The following is a 16,789-nucleotide window of genomic DNA, read 5'->3' on the forward strand; positions in this document are numbered from 1 at the left end:
ATAGGAATTAGTGCTTCACCGGCCCGTTCCGTTCCAGCGGATGTGATCTCGACAATCGACTTCAACAGCACCGCCGCCTGACAGGGGTTCAAACCGTGAACAAAATCTGGCATGGTGCCTCCCATGCCCATTGTGTCCCCGATTCCCCTTAACCCGTTGATCGACGGCCGCCAGTCGGAGCGCGCCATGCTGGTGCGGCGCGGTGTGCAGCGGCTGCTCACCGAAATGGGCGCGCATGTGCTGCCGGAGCTGTCTTTGGCCACAGGGCGCCGCGCCGATCTCGTCGCGCTGACCAGGCAGGGCGACATCTGGATCATCGAGATCAAATCCTCGATCGAGGATTTCAGGGTCGACCGCAAATGGCCGGACTACCGGCTTCATTCCGACCGCTTCTTCTTCGCCACCCATCCCGGCGTTCCGGCTGACATCTTTCCCGAGGAATGCGGCTTCATCCTCTCCGACGGCTATGGCGCGGAGATCCTGCGCGATGCGCCCGAGCACCGCATGGCGGCAGCGACACGCAAGGCGCTGATGTTGCGGATTGCCCGCGCAGGCGCCGCGCGGCTCTTGGCGGCCGAGCTTGCCGGCGTCGCCGTGCCGGCGCTGGATGGCGAGAGCGAGTAGTCGTCGCGGTGTTTGGATGCTGGTGCGTACCGCTGGCTTCCGACCTCAGGTCGAGCTCAGGCCAACCCTGCGCCAGGCCAGCGAGAAATTTCTTCCCGCACCGATGATTTCCGCTGAACCCGATTGTCTTCACCTATAGGCGCGTCCGGATGGCCGGCGGCCTGGAAAAAAGGTGATCAAATGAAACCGTTGCAAAATCAGAATGTCGTCGTCGTCGGAGGCAGCCGGGGTGTGGGCCGCTCAATAGTGGAAGCAGCGCTTGCCGCGGGAGCGACCGTGCTTGCCGTCGCCCGCGGCGCCGCCGACCTGAAGCAGCTCGCTTGGGAACGCCCGGGCTTGAGAACGCTTAGCACGGACGCGACGGCGGAAGGCGCGCCGCAAGCGGTTTTCGATGCGCTGGCACCCGACGTTCTGGTGGTCTGCGCGGGCGCGCTCGCCCCTTCGGCGCCGATCCAGGAGCAGAGCTGGGAGGCCTTCTCGGCAAACTGGGAGATGGACGTCAAGGCATCGTTCCTGTTTTGCCGGGAAGCGCTCAAGGGTCGGCTCAAGCCCGGAGCCCGTGTGCTGCTGATCGCCAGCGGCGCCGCCATCAGCGGCGGCCCGCCGAATTCCGGCGGCTATGCCGGCGCCAAGCGTATGCAGATATTCTTGGCCGGGCATTGTCAAAAGGAATCGGACCGGCTCGGCCTCGGCCTGCGTTTCATGGCGCTTTCGCCGGCCCGCATCATGCCGGGCACCGGGGTCGGCGATCGCGGCATTGAAAGCATCGCGGCCTATATGGGCATCCGCCCGGCCGACTTCCTGGCCAGCATGAGCGACATGCAGACGCCGGCCGATGTCGGACAGGCAGTGATCCAGCTCGCGACGGGCAAGCCGCAGGGCAGCTCCTTCACCGTAAGCGGCAGCGGCCTTGCGGCAGCGGCATGAGGCGCGCAGGATGGCGGCCGAATTCAGTTCCCCGGGCTTCCCATGACTGACGCTTCCGGCCCTATCGAGCGGCCAGGCCAGCCGGCCCTCGACCGGCTGGCCTTCGAGCGCCTGACCGTCGCCCATCGCCGCGCGCTGAAGCTCCATTGCTATCGGATGATGGGCTCGCTCAACGAGGCGGACGATCTCGTCCAGGAGACGTTCCTAAAGGCGTGGCGCGCGCGGGCGCAATTCGACGGACGCGGCTCGGCGCGCGGCTGGCTCTACGCGATCGCCACCAACAGCTGCCTCAACGCCATCAAGGCACGCTCGTCGGCGCGGCGCATTCTCGAGCAGCCCGGACGGCCGCCCGCCGAAGGAGGTGCGACCGGCGGCCCGACCGCCGAACTCGCCTGGCTGGAGCCATATCCGGACGCGGAACTGCCCGACGTCGCCGACGACAGACCCGGTCCGGAAGCGCGCTATGAGACCCGCGAGGCGGTGCGGCTCGCTTTCGTGGCGGCAATCCAGCTGTTGCCGCCGAGGCAGCGCGCGACCTTGCTGCTTTGCGATGTGCTCGGATGGTCCGCCATCGAGACCGCGCAATTGCTGGGCGGGTCGATCGCTTCGATCAACAGCGCCTTGCAGCGGGCCCGCGCGACGCTGGGCGAACGCTACCCGCAGGGGCGCCCGCCGCAGCGGTCGCGGCCCAACGCGAACGAAGGCGTGCTGCTCGAACGCTACATGCAGGCTTGGCAGGCCGACAATCTCGACGGACTCGTCGAGCTGCTGCGCGAGGACGCCATCTACCACATGCCGCCATGGCGGGAATGGTATCATGGACGCCCGGCGATCGGCGCTTTCCTGGGCAGCGTCTGGGGCAATTTTGCCGGCTATCGCGCGGTGGCCATCGGCGCCAACACCCAACCGGCCGTGGGCGTCTACGCGCTCGGCCGCCAGGATTCCGTGTGGCAGCCGCATTCGCTGCATGTCCTCGAAGCCGCCGGCGACAAGATCGCCTCGCTGACGATCTATGTCCCGCCGCTCGGCCCCGCTTTGTTTTCAGCCTTCGGCCTGCCGCCGGAACCTCGGGCTAGTTCAGATCTTCTTCCGCTCCGCCGCCCGCCGGCGCCATGAGCAGGATGGCGGCGCCCAAGAGGGCGGCAATCAGCGAGCCGGCGAGGATGCCGACCTTCACCGCGTCCTGCAGCGCCGGGTCGCCGGCGAAGGCAAGCAGGCCGATAAACAGGCTCATGGTGAAGCCGATGCCGCAAAGCAGCGAAATGCCCAGCATGTGCAGCCAGCCGGCATTGGCCGGCAGGTCGGCGAGGCCAAACCGGATCGCGAGCGCCGACGAGCCGAAGACGCCGACCAGCTTGCCGAGCACAAGGCCGGCGGCGACGCCCAGCGTCAGCGGCTCGACAAGGGCTGCAAGGCTCAGGCCGCCGAGCGAGACGCCGGCATTGGCGAAGCCGAAGATCGGGATGACGAGGAAGGGCACCAGCCTGTGCAAGCCGTGTTCCAGCCGGTGCAGCGGCGAATGCTCGAGATCGCGGCTGATGCCGGGAGACCGCTCCAACGGGATGGTGAGCGCCAGCGCCACACCGGCGAGCGTCGCATGCACGCCCGACTTGAGCACCAGCACCCACAGCAATGCGCCAAGCAAGAGATACGGCCAGAGCTTCATGGCATGCATGCGGTTGAGCACGACGAGCAGTGCGATGACGACGAAGGCGGCGGCCAGATAAGCGAGCGACAGGCCGCTGGTGTAGAACAGCGCGATGATGATGACGGCGCCGAGATCGTCGATGATGGCCAGAGCGGTGAGGAAGACCTTCAGCGACGCGGGCACGCGGCTGCCGAGCAGCGAAAGCACGCCGAGCGCGAAGGCGATGTCGGTGGCGGTAGGGATCGCCCAGCCGGAGAGCGCTGCCGCATTGTCGCGGTTGATCAAGACATAGACCAGCGCCGGCACCGCCATGCCGCCGGCGGCGGCGATGCCCGGCAGCACGCGGCGCGGCCAGGTCGAGAGCTGTCCGTCCAGCATCTCGCGCTTGATCTCGAGCCCAACCAGCAGAAAGAACACCGCCATCAGCCCGTCATTGATCCAATGCGATACGCTGAGCGGCCCGAGATAGGCGTGCAGGACGGCGAAATAAGTTTCGGCCAAAGGCGAGTTGGCGACGATCAGCGCAAGGGCTGCGGCCACCATCAGGATGATGCCGCCGGCGGCCTCGCCGTCGAGGAATTCACGCAGGATCGATTTCGGCCGCTTATCTTGCATGGTCCCTCCGCCCGTCACCCCGACCTGACGGCCGGAACCTATAAGGTATGATGCGCAGCCCGGCTGGCGAAGCAAGCGTTCGAGTTCACATTGACAGATCGCCTGCTTCGGAAGTTGGCCGAAACGCCCGTCTCTTCGTCATCCACGGGCGAAGCAAGGAGCGAAGCGACGCGGCGCAGACCCGAGGATCCATTCCGTTACATCGGAGCGGTGCCAACGGTGCAGAATTCCGCTCCGCTGCGTTCTGCGGCCGGGATCACGGAATGGATCCTAGGGTCTTCGCGACGGAGCTTCGCTCCTGCTTCGCCCTAGTGCGTTTCACCGTTTCACGGAAACGGCGAAACGCCCTATCTCTTTGTTTTTTACGCAATTCCGGACGGAAAACCGCTCACACTTTTCCTGGAATTGCTCTAGGATGACGACACTCGTTTAACGCGGCGCGCGCTTCGCCAGTATCCGCTGCAAGGTCCGGCGATGCATGTTCAACCGGCGCGCCGTCTCGGAGACGTTGCGGTCGCACATTTCGTAGACGCGCTGGATGTGCTCCCAGCGCACGCGGTCGGCCGACATCGGGTTTTCCGGGGGCGCGGCGCGCTCGCCGGAGGTGCGGGTGAGCGCGGCGAAGACGTCGTCGGCATCTGCGGGCTTGGAAAGATAGTCGACGGCGCCGAGCTTCACGGCGGTCACCGCGGTGGCGATGTTGCCGTAGCCGGTCAGGATGATGGCGCGGGCGTCGTCGCGCTTCTCGCGGATGGCAGCGACGACATCGAGGCCGTTGCCGTCGCCGAGCCGCATGTCGACAACCGCATAGGCCGGCGGATGGGCGCGCGCCTTGGCGACCGCCTCTTCCACGCTCTCCGCCGTCTCGACCACGAACCCCCGTGTCTCCATGGCGCGGGCAAGCCGGGTGAGGAACGGCTTGTCGTCCTCGACGATGAGCAGCGAGGTGTCCTCGCCCTCGACCATAGCGCCAGTCGTTTCGTCTCCGCTCATCTTATCGGCATCCCACTGACCTGAGGCGCGCCGCGCCGAAACCTACCCTGGCGAAGGCCCGTCCGATCCCTGTTTCCGGGCATATCGTCTTCCCCAAGCCGCTGCACAGTTTTAGGCGACATGCCTCACTTTTACGCAGATACAGTCCTGCAAAGGCAATGTCCAATTTTTAGAGCCGGCAACAGAGCTGCCATGCGGTAATTGCAAGGCTTTCTCACCGTTTCGCAATTCCGGACGGAAAGCTGCGGCGAAGTTGCCGAGGCCAACCGCTGCGCACTTTTTCTGGAATTGCGCTAGGCATTGTCGAACATGGTGGCCGAGGCCTGTTCCTGGTTGAGGAAGAGGCCGCGCGGCCAGGAGATCTGCACCACCGCGCCTTCGCCGAGCCCGCTCGAATTGCGGAAATCGATGGTGGCGCCGGAACGCTCCAGCAAGGTCTTGGCGATGAACAGCCCGAGCCCCAGGCCGCCGCCGGCCTCAGTGCCCTGGCGCGTCGACATATAGGGCTCGCCGATGCGGTCGATGATCTCGGCGGGGAATCCCGGCCCGTCGTCGGTGATGGAGAAGATGACCTTCTCATCGTCCCAGCTCCAGCTGACGGTGACGGCGTTGCGGGCGAAATCGACGGCATTCTCGACCAGATTGCCGAGCCCGTAGATGACGCCGGGATTGCGCTGGCCGACCGGCTCGGGACCGATGCGCTCGCCGGGCCGCAGCCGGATCGAGATGCCGAAATCGCGATGCGGCGCCGTCACCTCCTCGACCAGCGAGGTGAGCGGCATGCGCGACAGATGCGCTTCGCCTTCCGAGGAAAGGCTGGTCAGCCGCTTCAGTATCTCGCGGCAACGCTCGCTTTGTGAGCGCAAGAGCTTCACGTCCTCGCCATATTTCGGATCCTTGCCGAGCGCCTTTTCCATCTCCTTGGCGACGACGGTGATGGTGGCCAAGGGCGTGCCCAGCTCGTGCGCGGCCGCCGCCGCCAGCCCGTCCAGCGCCGAAAGGTGCTGCTCGCGCTGCAGCACCAGTTCGGTGGCGGCCAGCGCATTGGCGAGCAGGCGCGCTTCCGCAGCGACGCGGAAGGCATAGATGGCGGTGAAGGCGATCGAGGCAAACACAGCCATCCACATGCCGGCGACATAGATGAAGGGCATCGGCAGCGGCGAGCCCTCATACCAGGGCAGCGGCAAATGGAGGAACACCAGAAGCGTGGCCGCCAGTATGACCAACGCGCCAAGGATGGCCGTGAACCGCAGCGGCAGCGAAGCGGCCGAGATGACGACCGGCACCGACAGCAGCACGCAAAACGGATTGGTCAGGCCGCCCGTCATGTAGAGCAGGCCGGTGAGCTGGACGCCGTCGAAGGTGAGGATCACGAAGGCCGAAAGCGGGGTGAGCCGATGCGCCGCCGGATAGCGGAAGGTGAGCCACAGATTCATCCAGGCCGAGCAGGCGATCAGCGCAAAGCACATCGACACCGGAAGCGGGAATTTCAGGCCATAGGCGACGACCAGCACGGTCAGGCTCTGCCCGACAATCGCCAGCCAGCGCAGACGGATCAGCGTGTTGAGCCGCAGCCGCTGGCTTTGCTGGGAATCGGGCGCGCGCAGGATGTTGGTCATTGCCAAGGATTACAGCCGCAGGAGCGGAAACGATAGAGCATCGTCTTTGCCTGATGCATGTCGTTGTCCCAAAACCGCTGCGCACTTTTGGGCGACATGCATTACGTTCCGCGCGGTTTGGCGCGGCTGGTGGCGGCGGCCAGCAGCGGGTTTTCCGGCCAGACATGTTTTGGATAGCGGCCGCGCATGTCGGCGCGCACATCCGCCCAGGAGCCACGCCAGAAGCCGGGGAGATCGCGCGTCGTCTGGATCGGCCGGTGCGCCGGCGAAAGCAATTCGAGGGTCAGCGGAACGGTTCCGTTTGCGATCGCCGGATGACGATCGAGGCCGAACAGTTCCTGCACGCGGATCGAAAGCACCGGCCACTCGCCGTCATAGCGGATCGGCACGTGGCTGCCGGACGGCGCGTCGAAATGGGTCGGCGCCAGCGCGTCGACCTTGCGCTGCAGGTCGTGCGGGACCAGCGCCATCAGCGCCGACGACAAAGTCGCCGGTTTAATGGCTGCGAAAGAGGCATCGCCGGACAGAAACGGCAGGAGCCAATCGTCGAGGCCCTCGATAAGCGCTTCGTCGGAAACGTCGGGCCAAGGCGCCCCCAGGCCGCGATTGAGCCAGCCGAGCCGCTGGCGCAGCGCCTCCGCTTCCTTGCCCCAGTCGAGCAGCGACAGGCCGTGCTCTCTCAAGGCGTCGAGAATGGCGCGGTCTGCATCGGCGCCTGATGGCGCCGGCAGCATGCGTTCGGAAAGCGTGATGGCGCCGAGACGCGCGGTCTCGCGCACGCGCACGGCGCGGCGCTCGCGGTCGAAACTCGTCTCACGCTTTGTCTCGATGCGGTCGGCCAGGGCGGCGCGGATATCGGATTCGCCAACCGGCGCGGCGGCGGTGATGCGGGCGTTCTGCGCCTTGCCCTGCAGGTCGGCGACCACAAGCCAGGTTTCATTGGCGAGCGGATCGGCGGCATCGACCATGGCGCCCGAACCATTGGCGAGCACGAAGCGGCCGCGCTCGCCGCGCGCCCTTGCCACGCGATCCGGCCACGCGTGGATGAGGAGCGAGCCGGCGCCGGCCGACGCGTCGCTTCTGTCTCCGCCAGCCTGCCCGGCCAGACGCTCCGCCAATTGCCGCGCGGCATTGGCGCGAGGAGATTTCTCGCCACGAAACCGGAGCAGACGCCGCTCCAGATCGGCGCTGTCGCCGCCCAGCCCTCGCTCGGTCAAAAGCACGGCCAGCACGGCCGCTTCCCGCGCATGGCCTGTCTTCGTCGCTTCGGCCACCATATGCGCCAGCCGCACCGGCAGCGCCAGCTTGCGCATGGCGGCGCCCGCCTCGGTCAATCTGCCGGCATCGTCGATGGCGTGAAGGGCCTTGAGCAGCACTCTCGCCTCGCTGAGCGCCGGGGCCGGCGGCGGATCGAGGAAGGACAGGCTCGACGGATCGGCGACACCGAAGGCGGCGCAGTCCAGCAGCAGTCCAGACAGGTCAGCCTCGAGGATTTCGGGCGGCGTGAAGGCGGGAAGCGACGCGGTCTGCTCGGCGCGCCACAGGCGCACCGCCACGCCGGCTTGAGTGCGGCCGGCGCGGCCGGCGCGCTGGTCGGCCGAAGCCTTGCTGACACGCACCGTCTCAAGCCTGGTCAGGCCGCTCGCCGGCTCATAGCGCGGCAGCCGCGACAGGCCGGAATCGATGACGACGCGCACCCCGTCGATGGTAATCGAGGTCTCGGCGATCGAGGTGGCCAGCACCACCTTGCGGCGGCCGGCCGGCGCCGGCCTGATCGCCGCGTCCTGCGCCCTATTGTCGAGCTGGCCATAGAGCGGAACGATGTCGGTGTCGGCCGCGACGTTGCCCGCGAGCCGCTCGGCGGTGCGCTCGATCTCGCGCTGTCCGGGCAGGAAGGCAAGCACGCTGCCCGACTCGCCGGCCAAAGCCGCGCGCACGGCCCTGGCCATGGCGTCCTCAATCGCCGTGCCTGCCGGCCGCTCGTCGTAGCGGATCTCGACCGGATAGGCGCGGCCCTCGCTTTCGATCACCGGCGCTGCCGACAAAAGCTTCGCCACGCGCGCGCCGTCGAGCGTCGCCGACATGACCAGCAGACGCAGGTCCGGCCGCAGCGCGCCCTGCACGTCGAGCGCCAGCGCCAGGCCGAAATCGCCGTCGAGCGAACGTTCGTGGAATTCGTCGAAGATCACCGCCGAGACGCCGGGCAGCTCCGGATCGTCGAGAATCATGCGCGAGAGCACGCCTTCGGTGACGACCAGGATCCTTGTCCGCGCCGAGGCGCGGTTCTCCATGCGCATGGCGTAGCCCACCGTGCCGCCGGGCTCCTCGCCCAGCAATTCGGCCATGCGGCGGGCCGCGGCGCGGGCGGCGAGCCGCCGCGGCTCGAGCAGCACGATCCGGCCCTCACCGAGCCAAGGCGCATCGAGCAGCGCCAGCGGTACCAGCGTCGTCTTGCCGGCGCCGGGCGGCGCCACCAGCACGGCGCTGCTGCACCGCGCGAGCGCTTCGCCGAGCGCCGGCAGCACGGCTGTGACCGGAAGCTCCGGCAACGGTTTCGTCGTCATTTTGCCCGCATATCAGCGGTCGCGGTCGCCGTGCAACGTGTCGGAGCCATGCAGGTCAAAGCCGGGCACGCGTAAACGGGTTCCAGCGCACTGTGCCAAGCCGCACTTCCTCGCGTACCATGGTGAGGAGGCCTGAGGCGCCGACGACTGCAAGGCCGACCAGCGTCATCGCGTCGGGATATTCCCTGAAGAACATCGCCCCGAGGATGACCGCCCAGACGATCTGCGAATAATGCGTCGGTGCGATGCGGTTTGCGGGCGCATATTTGGCCGCCAGGAGATGCAGCAATTGGCCGCCGGCGGTGAACAGGCCGCCCAGGACCAGCCATCCCAATTGCCACAGATTGGGGAGCGTAAATGACGTCGCGACCGCGCCGACCCCGTTGAAGAGCAGGCCATAGCCGATCAGCGAGCCCAACATGGTCGTGCGCTTTTCCTGCTGGGCAAGCGACCGCATCAGGATGACGATGGTCGCCGCGACGAAGGCATTGGCGAAGGCGGCGAGATGGCCAAGATGCAATTCGCGGAAGCCCGGCCGCACCACCAGCATGACACCGGCGAAGCCCGCGACCACGGCAAGCCACCGCCAGGGGCCGACCTCCTCCTTCAGGATGACGGTCGAAAGCACGGTGACGAGCAACGGGGCCAGGAAGAGCAGCGCATAAACCTCCGCCAGCGGAATGGTGGTGAAGGCATAGACGCTGAGCACGCCCGACGCGATGCCGGCCCAGGCGCGTGCCTGCACGGCCCAGGGCCGCCCGGTGCGCCAGAAATCGCGCCAGCGCTCCTCCTTCGGCCGGGTGAAGAAGAGGAAACAGCCGGCAAACAAGGTCATGAAGAAGCCGATCTCGAAGACGGTGAACTGCCCGCCCAGACCCTTGATGACGGCGTCGCTGAACGAATAGTTTGCATAAGCGAGAAGAGCGAGCAGGATTCCGTTCGGCACGATTCCATTTCCGGGAGAGAGACGTGAAGCTACTGGCGCTGGGGGCACATCCCGACGATATCGAGATATTCATGTTCGGTACGCTGGCCGCCTATGCCGCGCAAGGCGCAGAACTGACTTTCGCCATAGCCACGGACGGCGCCAGGGGCGGCACGGGCGACCCCAAGGCGCTTGCCCGCTTGCGGCGCAAGGAAGCGACCACGGCGGCAGGCCTGCTCGGCGTCGAGCCGCGCTTCCTCGACTTTCCCGACGGGGAGCTCGTCGCCGATGCCGCGTTGATTGCCGCGCTGAAAGCGCTGATCGGCGAGGTGAAGCCCGACCTCGCCATCACCCATGGGCCCTCCGATTATCATGGCGACCACCGCGCCTTGTCCGACGGCGTACGGCTCGCCGCATCCTTCGCGGTACCAGTGCTGCATGCCGAAACGCTCGGCGGCACAGGCTTTTCGCCGACGCATTACGTCGAGATTTCGCATCATTGGGACATCAAGGCGAAAGCGATCCTCGCGCACCAGTCGCAGGGTCCGGAGCACTATGTGCACAGGGCGCGCCTCCAGAACGAGTTTCGCGCCGGGCAGTGCAACGGCGCACCCGGCGCGCTGGCCGAGGCTTTCCGCTTCGAGCCGACCTTCCCCTTCGCCGACATACGCGCGCTCCTGCCGCCGGCGCCGCCGATCCGGCCGGTGTGACGACAGGTCCGGGCCCCGCCAACGCGGCCAACTGACGTCAGCAGGACCCAGGTCCGGCGATCATTTCCCAATGATTTCAATGACGCATTTCGCCATGCTGCGGCGCAGCAACGAATTCGCTTGCGTTGTTTAGTAAAAAGCGCATCACTAAACAAATTACTAAACATCGGGCGGCGCATTTCGCCGCCGTGTTTGGGCCCCTCGGAGGAGCGAGGGTTGAGGGCTCTTGAAACCGTCATCCGGACGCGTTTCGCAAATGGGAGGTAAGGCATGAAATCGACCTTGAAACTGGCGTTGGGACTGGCCTCGGCGATCTTTGCGTCGACAGCCGTCTCGAACGTCGCGCATGCGGAAGACCTGACGCTGTGCTGGGCGGCCTGGGATCCGGCCAACGCGCTCGTGGAACTGTCCAAGGACTTCACCAAGGAAACTGGCATCGGCATGAAATTCGAATTCGTGCCATGGACCAATTACGCCGACCGCTTCCTCAACGAGCTCAACTCGCACGGCAAGCTCTGCGACTTGATCATCGGCGACAGCCAGTGGATCGGCGGCGCCGCCGAGAACGGCCACTACGTCAAGCTGAATGACTTCTTCGACAAGGAGAAGATCAGCATGGACGACTTCGTGCCGGCGACCGTGGTCGGCTATTCCGAATGGCCGAAGAACACGCCGAACTACTGGGCGCTGCCGGCCATGGGCGACGTCGTCGGCTGGACCTATCGCAAGGATTGGTTCTCGCGGCCCGAATTGCAGAAGGAATTCAAGGAGAAGTATGGCTGGGACCTCGCCCCGCCGACCACCTTCGACCAGTTGAAGCAGATCGCCGAATTCTTCCAGAAGCGGCAGATCGACGGCAAGACCGTCTATGGCGCCTCGATTTATACCGAGCGCGGCTCGGAAGGCATCACCATGGGCGCCATGGACGTGCTCTATAGCTACGGCTTCCAATATGAGAACCCGAAGAAGCCCTACGAGATGGAGGGCTTCGTCAACTCCGAGAAATCGGTGAAGGGGCTGGAATTCTACAAGGCGCTCTATGACTGCTGCACGCCGCCCGGCGCTTCCAACAGCTACATGGGCGAAGGTGTCGACGCCTTCAAATCCGGCCAGGTGGCGATGCACATGAACTTCGCCTTCACCTGGCCTGGCCTGCAGAAGGACGAGAATGTCGGCGGCGACAAGATCGGTTACTTCGTCAATCCGAAGGGTCCCGACGGCGACCAGTTCGCGCAGCTCGGCGGCCAGGGCATTTCGGTGGTCTCCTATTCCGACAAGCAGGAATCGGCGCTGAAATACATCAAATGGTTCGCCAACAAGGATGTGCAGGCCAAGTGGTGGTCGCTCGGCGGCTATTCCTGCCTGAACTCGGTGGTCAAGGACCCGAAATTCCCGTCCAGCCAGCCCTATGCGCAGGCCTTCCTCGACTCGATGGCAATCGTGAAGGATTTCTGGGCGGAACCCAGCTACGCGCCGCTGCTGCAGGCCTCGCAGAAGCGCTTCCATGACTATGTCGTGGCCGGCCAGGGCTCGCCCAAGGACGCGCTCAACGGGCTGGTCAAGGACTGGACGCAGGTCTTCCAGGACGACGGCAAGATGTAAGCTCCTCCCGAGCTTGATCCACGCGTCCCGTGCCGCCCTTGGCACGGGACGCAGTTCAGATAAATTCCACAGTCGAGACTTACCCGTGACCGAAGCAGGACTTACCATGCTCGATCGGACTGCGGACAACGTTGCCCGGGCCACACCGGAGCCGTTGGCCAAGAAGATCCGGGGCATCAGCGACAAGGGCCTCGCCTGGCTGTTCATCTCGCCGACGATCCTTTTGCTGTTGGCCATCAACATCTTCCCGCTGTTCTGGGCGATCTATCTCTCCTTCACCAATTTCCGCGCCAACCGGCCGAACGAGGTGGTGAAGAATCTGGGGCTCGCCAATTACCGGCGCATCCTCGGCGATCAGGACATCTGGATCGCCATGCAGACGACGGCGCATTTCGTGTTCTGGACGATCCTTCTGCAGACGGTGATCGGCTTCACGCTGGCCTGGCTGATCGACCGAAAATTCCGCGGCCACGCCTTCTGGACCACCATCATCCTGGTGCCGATGATGCTGTCGCCGGCGGTGGTCGGCAATTTCTGGCGCTTCCTCTACGAGCCGCAGATCGGGCTGTTTTCCTATGTCGTCTCATTCGTCACCGGCATTCCGCCGACGAATGTGCAGATGCTGTCCAATGTCGAGCTGGCGCCGTGGGCGATCATCATAGTCGACACCTGGATGTGGACGCCTTACGTGATGCTGATCTGCCTCGCCGGCCTGCGCTCGATCCCCGAATACATCTATGAGGCGGCCGAGGTCGACCGCGCCTCCAACTGGCGGCAATTCTGGTCGATCACGCTGCCGATGGCCCTGCCCTTCATCATGCTGGCGGTGCTGTTTCGCGGCATCGAGAACTTCAAGATGTTCGACATGGTCAACCTGCTCACCGGCGGCGGACCCGGCTCGACCACGGAGGTCGCCTCGATCACGCTGAAGCGGCAGGCCTTCGAGAGCTGGCGCACCGGTTATTCCTCGGCCTTCGCCATCATCCTGTTCGTGGCCGTGTTCGGCCTCGCCAACATCTACGTCAAGGCGCTCAACAAGGTGAAGCAGAGATGAGCCTGACCGCCGCCCATTCCGTCGTAGCACCCTCGTCGAACGCGAAGCTGATCGCCGGCACGATCATCATAGCCTATGCGCTGATCTCGATCGTGCCGCTGCTGTGGATCTTCGCCACCAGCTTCAAGACACCGCCGGATTCGATCGCCTATCCGCCCAAGATCGTCTTCCAGCCGAGCATCGAAGGCTATTGCAACCTCTTCACGACCCGCACAAGGCAGACGCCGGAATATATCAATTCGCTCGGACCGGCGACCGGCTTCTGCGACGAGACCGTGCGCAAGCGCAACATGGTCATTGCCGGCCCGTCGAACTTCCTGCCGCGCTTCGTCAACTCGCTGATCATCGCCTTCGGCTCGACCTTCTGCGCGGTGTTCCTCGGCACGCTCTCGGCCTATGGCTTCTCGCGCTTCAAGGTGCCTTTGGCCGACGACCTTCTGTTCTTCATCCTGTCGACGCGCTTCATGCCGCCGATCGCGGTGGCGATCCCGATCTACCTGATGTACCGCGAGCTCGGCCTCTCCGACACCGCACTCGGCATGATCCTGCTCTACACCGCGGTCAACGTCTCTTTGGCCGTGTGGCTGCTCAAGGGCTTCATCGACGAGATCCCGCGCGAGTATGAAGAGGCCGCGATGATCGACGGCTACACCAGGCTGCAGGCCTTCTGGCGCACCGTGCTGCCGCAGGCAACGACCGGCATCGCCGCGACCGCCATCTTCTGCCTGATCTTTGCCTGGAACGAATACGCGTTCGCAGCGCTGCTCACTTCCGGCACGGCGCAGACTGCGCCGCCCTTCATCCCGACCATCATCGGCGAGGGCGGCCAGGACTGGCCGGCGGTTGCCGCCGGTACGACCATCTTCCTGGTGCCGATCCTCGTCTTCACCATCCTGCTCCGCAAGCAGCTCTTGCGCGGCATCACCTTCGGCGCGGTGCGCAAATGACTAGTGTGGGAATAAGTCGACCCCCACTCCGTCGAGCTTCGCTCGACACCTCTCCCCCGATCGACGGGGTAGAGGAAGGGCGCGAACTTCATTCAGCCAGGCTCCCTTCCTCTCCCTCCGGAGGGGGGAGAGGTGGCGCTGCGAAGCAGCGACGGAGTGGGGGAACCACCTGGCAACCATCTCTCCCCTTGAACGAGAAGGAAGGGAGGAACGCATGAACCGCTCTGTTGCCTCCAAGCGCTCCTCTTGGCCCGTCTGGGCAAGGCGCGGCCTGATGGAAAACATCGCGACCGCGATCATCGCGATCGGCTTCCTGATGCTGTTCCAGCCCTTCGCGCTGTCGCTCTACACCTATTCATTCATCACCATGCTTGCCGGCACGGTGATGTTCATCATCGTCTCGAAATTCCCGGAATAGAGATGGCCGAGATCCGTGTTCAGAATCTGAGGAAAGCCTTCGGCGCATTCGTCGCCGTGCAGGATTCCAATTTCGTCGTCGAGGACGGCGAATTCTTCGTCATGCTCGGCCCGTCCGGCTGCGGCAAGACGACGACGCTGCGGATGATCGCCGGTCTCGAGCTGCCGACCGGCGGCAAGATCCTGCTCGGCGGCGAGGACGTCACCATGCGCCGGGCGCGCGAGCGCGACATCGCCTTCGTCTTCCAGCTCTTCGCGCTCTACCCGCACATGAATGTGCGCAAAAATATCGGCTTCCCGCTGCTGGCGCAGGGCATGCCCTCGGCCGAAATCCGAAGCCGCGTCGAGGAGACAGCAAAGCTGCTGCGCATCGACCATCTGCTCGACAAGTCCGTTTCCGGCCTTGCTGGCGGCGACCGCCAGCGCGTCGCGCTCGGCCGCGCCATCGTGCGGCGGCCGAAATGTTTTCTCATGGACGAGCCGCTCGGCACCCTCGATACCGAGTTCCGCGACCTGATGGTGCATGAACTGCGCGAGCTGCACAACCGCATCCATGCCACGACGGTCTATGTCACGCACGACCAGATGGAAGCGATGTCGATGGCCGACAAGATAGCGGTGATGAACCATGGCGTCATCGAGCAGTTCGGCACGCCGCGCGAGATTTACGACCGGCCGGCGACCATGTTCGTCGCCGATTTCATCGGCTCGCCGCCGATGAATTTCCTGAAATTCGGCGGCGGGCTTGCCAGGGGCGCGAAGGAGATCGTCGTGCAGGGCGCCAAGGTCGCGGTGCCGGAGGTACGCGAGGATGTGGCACCCGCCGACATGGCGCTCGGCATCCGGCCCGAGCACATCCGCTTCGACGATGGCTCGAAGCTGCGCGGCGCGATCTACGGCACCGAATATCTCGGCACCACGCAGATCGTCGCCGTCGAGACGGCCGACGGCATCATCAAGGCGCGCGTGCCGGCGGGCATCCATCTCAGCCCCGGCGAACAGGTCGGGCTGGCGCTGAACGGTGCGAGGCTGTCGCTATTCGAGAAGGGTTCCGGCCGCGCGGTCAGGACCGCCATGCATGATCAGGCAGCGGAGGCGCGCCATGGCTGACGTTCACATCCAGGGCGTGACCAAGAGCTTTGGCGACACCGTCGCGATCGACGATCTCGACCTCACGATCAAGGACGGCGAATTCGTCGTGCTGCTCGGGCCGACCGGCGCCGGCAAGACGACGACGCTGAGGCTGATCGCCGGACTGGAACGGCCGGACAGCGGCACGATCCACATCGGCGGCCACGACGCGACGGCGCTGTCGCCGGCCGAACGCGACACCGCCTTCGTCTTCCAGCAATATTCGCTTTATCCGCATCTTTCGGTGTTCGACAATCTCGCCTTCCCGCTGCGCTCGCCGGCGCGGCGGTTTCCCGAAGAGGCGGTGCGCCGCCGTGTCGAGGAAGTCGCGCGCATGGTGCGCATCGACCACAAGCTCGAGAACCGCTCGACGAAACTGTCCGGCGGCGAGATGCAGCGAGTCGCCATCGGCCGTGCCCTGGTGCGCAAGCCCGCGATCTACCTGATGGACGAGCCGCTGTCCTCGCTCGACGCCAAGCTGCGCGCCGATCTCAGGCTCGAGCTGAAGCGCATCCAGTCCGAGCTCGGCGCCACCATGCTCTATGTCACGCACGACCAGATCGAGGCGATGACCATGGCCGACCGCATCGGCATTCTCGCCGACGGCATGCTGGTGCAGATCGGCACGCCGCGCGCGATCTATTCTGAGCCGGCAAATCTTCATGTCGCGGCGCGCCTCGGACAGCCGGCTATCAACCTTCTGCCGGCCGGACTGCTGCCTGACGGCGGCGCCCCGACCGGAACGACGACGATCGGCGCGCGCACCGAGCATCTCGCGATCGAGAAGGCGATGAACGGCCATGCCGACGGGGTCGTCGACTGGGTCGAGCATTTGGGCGACCAGAACCACCTGCATGTGACGGTTGGGCCGAAGAAGCTGGTGACGCTCACCGATCCGGACACGCCTTTAGCCAAAGGGGATAAGGTGACGATCCGCTACCTGGCGCCGCTCTATTTCGGCTCGGACGGGCAAAGATTGACTTAGCCGGCTCGCGCATAAATTTGCAAACCGA

General features: G+C 65.1%; 15 protein-coding genes. 10 read left to right on the plus strand and 5 right to left on the minus strand.

Annotated features, from left to right (window positions below; all coding sequences use genetic code 11):
* Window positions 1-123 precede the first annotated feature (123 nt).
* From LB526_RS17820 to LB526_RS17830, 3 genes are all read left to right on the plus strand, one after another.
* Entirely contained in the window at window positions 124-624 is a 501-nt protein-coding gene (locus tag LB526_RS17820; protein ID WP_052458165.1) for an MmcB family DNA repair protein, read from the plus strand.
* A gap of 180 nt (window positions 625-804) precedes the next feature.
* Window positions 805-1,551 (plus strand): SDR family NAD(P)-dependent oxidoreductase, encoded by a 747-nt coding sequence (locus LB526_RS17825; RefSeq protein WP_224628904.1) that lies wholly within the window; start codon window positions 805-807, stop codon window positions 1,549-1,551.
* Between the two features lie 42 nt (window positions 1,552-1,593).
* The gene (locus tag LB526_RS17830) at window positions 1,594-2,667 is read left to right on the plus strand and encodes an RNA polymerase subunit sigma-70 (RefSeq protein WP_224628905.1); all 1,074 of its coding nucleotides are present in this window, start codon (window positions 1,594-1,596) and stop codon (window positions 2,665-2,667) included.
* On the opposite strand, the gene nhaA is transcribed toward LB526_RS17830, so the two are convergent.
* From nhaA to LB526_RS17855, 5 genes are all read right to left on the minus strand, one after another.
* Window positions 2,624-3,814: a Na+/H+ antiporter NhaA gene (gene nhaA, locus LB526_RS17835; RefSeq protein ID WP_224628906.1), complete on the minus strand. Its 1,191-nt coding sequence runs from the start codon at window positions 3,812-3,814 to the stop codon at window positions 2,624-2,626. The genes LB526_RS17830 and nhaA overlap by 44 nt on opposite strands.
* A 429-nt stretch (window positions 3,815-4,243) precedes the next feature.
* On the minus strand, window positions 4,244-4,807 hold the full coding sequence (locus LB526_RS17840; RefSeq protein WP_040993706.1) for an ActR/PrrA/RegA family redox response regulator transcription factor: 564 nt from the start codon (window positions 4,805-4,807) through the stop codon (window positions 4,244-4,246).
* Window positions 4,808-5,100: 293 nt separating this feature from the next.
* The gene (locus LB526_RS17845) at window positions 5,101-6,426 is read right to left on the minus strand and encodes an ActS/PrrB/RegB family redox-sensitive histidine kinase (RefSeq protein WP_224629070.1); all 1,326 of its coding nucleotides are present in this window, start codon (window positions 6,424-6,426) and stop codon (window positions 5,101-5,103) included.
* A 101-nt stretch (window positions 6,427-6,527) separates the two neighbouring features.
* A complete protein-coding gene (gene hrpB / locus LB526_RS17850) occupies window positions 6,528-8,990 on the minus strand; it encodes an ATP-dependent helicase HrpB (RefSeq protein WP_224628907.1) in 2,463 nt (820 codons plus the stop codon).
* A 55-nt stretch (window positions 8,991-9,045) separates the two neighbouring features.
* Complete coding sequence (locus LB526_RS17855; protein ID WP_095766126.1) at window positions 9,046-9,936, minus strand: DMT family transporter; 891 nt, start codon at window positions 9,934-9,936, stop codon at window positions 9,046-9,048.
* A 23-nt stretch (window positions 9,937-9,959) separates the two neighbouring features.
* Here LB526_RS17855 and LB526_RS17860 point away from each other — a divergent pair, with 23 nt between their 5' ends.
* The 7 genes from LB526_RS17860 (at window position 9,960) to LB526_RS17890 (ending at window position 16,761) form a co-directional block, all read left to right on the plus strand.
* Entirely contained in the window at window positions 9,960-10,625 is a 666-nt protein-coding gene (locus LB526_RS17860; protein WP_224628908.1) for a PIG-L deacetylase family protein, read from the plus strand.
* Between the two features lie 270 nt (window positions 10,626-10,895).
* A complete protein-coding gene (locus LB526_RS17865) occupies window positions 10,896-12,227 on the plus strand; it encodes an ABC transporter substrate-binding protein (protein WP_095766128.1) in 1,332 nt (443 codons plus the stop codon).
* Between the two features lie 106 nt (window positions 12,228-12,333).
* Entirely contained in the window at window positions 12,334-13,281 is a 948-nt protein-coding gene (locus LB526_RS17870) for a carbohydrate ABC transporter permease (protein WP_140846721.1), read from the plus strand.
* Window positions 13,278-14,228: a carbohydrate ABC transporter permease gene (locus LB526_RS17875; protein ID WP_224628909.1), complete on the plus strand. Its 951-nt coding sequence runs from the start codon at window positions 13,278-13,280 to the stop codon at window positions 14,226-14,228. Before LB526_RS17870 ends, LB526_RS17875 begins: the two co-directional genes overlap by 4 nt.
* 214 nt (window positions 14,229-14,442) lie before the next feature.
* Window positions 14,443-14,646, plus strand: a complete 204-nt coding sequence (locus tag LB526_RS17880) for a hypothetical protein (protein WP_095766129.1) — start codon at window positions 14,443-14,445, stop codon at window positions 14,644-14,646.
* 2 nt (window positions 14,647-14,648) lie between these two features.
* A complete protein-coding gene (locus tag LB526_RS17885; RefSeq protein WP_140845640.1) occupies window positions 14,649-15,755 on the plus strand; it encodes an ABC transporter ATP-binding protein in 1,107 nt (368 codons plus the stop codon).
* Entirely contained in the window at window positions 15,748-16,761 is a 1,014-nt protein-coding gene (locus tag LB526_RS17890; protein ID WP_224628910.1) for an ABC transporter ATP-binding protein, read from the plus strand. The genes LB526_RS17885 and LB526_RS17890 overlap by 8 nt, the downstream gene beginning before the upstream one ends.
* The last annotated feature ends 28 nt before the right edge of the window (window positions 16,762-16,789 follow it).

The organism is Mesorhizobium sp. CA6 (assembly GCF_020165035.1).
In the GTDB taxonomy this organism is placed as follows: Bacteria; Pseudomonadota; Alphaproteobacteria; order Rhizobiales; family Rhizobiaceae; genus Mesorhizobium.